Origin of the sequence: Prevotella sp. TF12-30, assembly GCF_003436715.1 — a bacterium.
Lineage (GTDB): Bacteria > Bacteroidota > Bacteroidia > Bacteroidales > Bacteroidaceae > Prevotella > Prevotella copri_A.
In genome coordinates, this window is sequence record NZ_QSQJ01000105.1 from 1 (window position 1) to 1,444 (window position 1,444).

Here is a 1,444-nt window from a genome sequence, read left to right on the forward strand (position 1 = left end):
AGGAGCGGATGGCAATTGGTTTGTTGTGCCCACCGATTGCTTGTTCACGGCCATCGGTCATGTTTTAAACGATGGTCAAAGCGGCACCATTACTGCCCATCTTTTTCCCGATATTCTTCCCAACAAACCAGGCGTCTATCGCTTCTTCTACGAAGATAACATAGATGGCAATAAGGTGCTGCTTATGGCAACCTTTGAGTTGAGAGAAACAAAATCGGAGAATTGCCGTTTTTATGGTGTAACTTTGTGAGGTAAATTAAGAAATAACAATGAAAATAACGATAATCAATAAAATCCTATTATGTTTTATCTGTAGCATTGTTCCTTACATATCAATTAAGGGACAATGCTTAGATTCACTAAAAAGTGTGTGCTTACCTGATAGTATAGCGGAACAAATAGAAAATAACTATGAAGATAAATATACAAATGCAAGTAAAAATGTTGTAAACCTCATCTCTCCTAATAATTATAATTTTGTGGATGGAATATATGCTTTCAAAGGCCTGGGACCACATTTTCCAAGACAAATTTTTGTCTATAAGAGAGAGAAAATTTTCATCTTTAATAGCCGAGGGGACTATAATCCAGAAGGTGTTATTATGGAATTCTGCTCTTGTATTAAAAAGTTAAATTTAACACACAAGGAAATTGTAGATTATCTTAATGTAATATGCTTATATTTACAGGAAGAAGAGGAAGCTGATTATGGAGATACGATAAAATAACTTAAGGAAAATTCCGTGGAACGAATTGCGTTTCCACGGAATTTTTGTACAGCACAGAAAGGATGGCTTTTTCAAGTTTGCTTGTGTCAACACTTGCAGGGCTAAGAACTGTTTCCGCTCCTGCGTTCTTTGGTGAAGCAGAAAGTTCATCGACTTTCTGCTCCAATCTCTCAACTGTGCCGTAGATGGCTTCCAATATTTCTTCTTTCATATTTCTGATGTTGTTTGGTTTGTAACTTGCATCAAAGGCTAAAGCCTCTTCTGCGTTTCTTCTTTTTCTTCTTGGCTGATTCATCCTCTGGGAATGACTCAAAGGTCTGAGCATTAGCTGGAGCAAAAAGTCCAATGGAAGAAATGCCGTACCAAAGGTCTTGGCTGCTATCCGACATGGATGGCTCATCGTTGCTCTTGTGATGGCCTTGCTCGTATTGCAGAGTAGAGTTGTCTCTTGATGAAACGTGTTTCTCCATTCCCTCAAATCTCGCATTCAGTTTGCCAAAGCTATAGTCTCGGCTAATCTGTGTCCCCTTGAAACTATATCCATCCTTGCAGAAACGGATACCTTGCACCTTGGTTCTCTCCTTGTCCTTATAGACTAACTCCAAGTGAACACCTCGCTTTGCAAGTTCATTCTTGAACTTATGCCAATTTTCTACGACTTTCAAGGCATCCTTGACAGCATTGTGAATCTCATATTTGGCTCGCTCAGCATTGCG

3 protein-coding genes and 1 pseudogene are annotated in these 1,444 nt (G+C 39.1%); 2 read left to right on the top strand and 2 right to left on the bottom strand.

Annotated elements, in window-relative coordinates; translation table 11 throughout:
- Positions 1 to 250, top strand: a pseudogene (locus DXD25_RS16850) (hypothetical protein); the annotation flags it as partial.
- Between the two features lie 19 nt (positions 251 to 269).
- Complete coding sequence (locus DXD25_RS17365; protein ID WP_233522373.1) at positions 270 to 728, top strand: hypothetical protein; 459 nt, start codon at positions 270 to 272, stop codon at positions 726 to 728.
- A 1-nt stretch (position 729) separates the two neighbouring features.
- Here DXD25_RS17365 and DXD25_RS16250 read toward each other — a convergent pair whose 3' ends face one another.
- Together DXD25_RS16250 and DXD25_RS16255 are read right to left on the bottom strand one after the other, a co-directional pair.
- Positions 730 to 939 (bottom strand): hypothetical protein, encoded by a 210-nt coding sequence (locus DXD25_RS16250; RefSeq protein ID WP_117664386.1) that lies wholly within the window; start codon positions 937 to 939, stop codon positions 730 to 732.
- A 31-nt stretch (positions 940 to 970) separates the two neighbouring features.
- Positions 971 to 1,444, bottom strand: a 474-nt coding sequence (locus DXD25_RS16255; RefSeq protein ID WP_148460950.1) for a relaxase/mobilization nuclease domain-containing protein, incomplete at its 5' end; no start/stop codon positions are given.